This window comes from Vibrio sp. Vb1755, assembly GCF_033338635.1.
Lineage (GTDB): Bacteria > Pseudomonadota > Gammaproteobacteria > Enterobacterales > Vibrionaceae > Vibrio > Vibrio alginolyticus.
The window spans coordinates 1-1078 of sequence record NZ_JAWOTA010000324.1 but is presented as its reverse complement, the minus strand read 5'-3'; the positions used below and the strand labels follow the sequence as shown (position 1 = coordinate 1078).

Sequence of the window (1078 nt, the reverse complement as noted above, 5' to 3'; positions counted from 1 at the left end):
TGGCTTCCAGTTTTTGATTGCGGCGATTACCTTCTTGCTTGCAAAGCCGCTCGCGTTGTTAATGACAAGTGATACCCAAGTAGAACAAGTGCTCCACATGCATCTAATGATTGTGCCGATAAGTTTGGGCTCTCTTGGCGTTTGTATGCTGATGGTGTCGATTTGCAATGCGCTAGGGAAATCGTACACAGCATTAACCATTTCGGCATTACGCTTGTTTGTTTTCTTCCTACCTTGCCTATGGCTGGGTGCGCAACTGGGCGGTATCAGAGGTCTGCTGTTTGGTGCGTGTGCGGGTAATATTATGGCGGGTATTTCTGCTTACCTTACTTACCGTAAAACCATACACAAACTTGCGATAAAGCAAGCTACAGCCTAAGTTTTAGTATTAACAAAGAAGCCCTCAACTGAGGGCTTCTTACTATCAGCTTTTGGCTATACCATGCACAAGTTTACTGGTCAGCAGGGAATACTACGCCAGTCTGTTTGCGTACTTCAGTCAATACTTTTGCAACGGTCAACGAACGTTGTTTCATTTGTTCATCAATCACACCAAGCTTTAACTGCTTCGCAAATGCTTCTGCTTCGTAGAACATATGATTCTCGGTTTGAGGCAAAGTTAGGGTCTCTTTTTCTTCACCACGAAGAATACGCTCTACACCACGGCCTGTGGCGATCATATCGACCAACACACTGCCTTGCTCACCTTGAAACTCGCTTGGGATAAGAGAATCACTGACTTTCGAATGCAGAAGATTTACGTTAAAGCCATCATACGCCAGCGTTACGCTGCCGCATCCGTCAACGCCTGATGGAAGCACATGTGCACTGGCTTGAACAGAGTTCGGCTCACCAAACAACTCAATCGCAGAACCCACGCAGTAATAACCGATGTCCATGATGGAGCCATTGGAAAACGCAGGATTGAATGTGTTTGGATTTTCTCCATTTAGGTATTTTTGGTATCTCGATGAATACTGGCAATAGCTAATCGTCGCATGTCGTAACGGAGCGATAGACGGTAAGCTCTCTTTCAATACTTGGAAGTTTGGTGTGTAAGGCGACATAAACGCTTCAA

General features: G+C 45.4%; 2 pseudogenes. One reads left to right on the top strand and one right to left on the bottom strand.

From position 1 onward, the window contains the following. Window positions 1–379: pseudogene (locus tag R7E00_RS24880) on the top strand (MATE family efflux transporter); the annotation flags it as partial. Window positions 380–452: 73 nt separating this feature from the next. Here R7E00_RS24880 and R7E00_RS24875 read toward each other — a convergent pair. Beyond that, window positions 453–1078 (bottom strand): annotated as a pseudogene (locus tag R7E00_RS24875) (gfo/Idh/MocA family oxidoreductase); the annotation flags it as partial.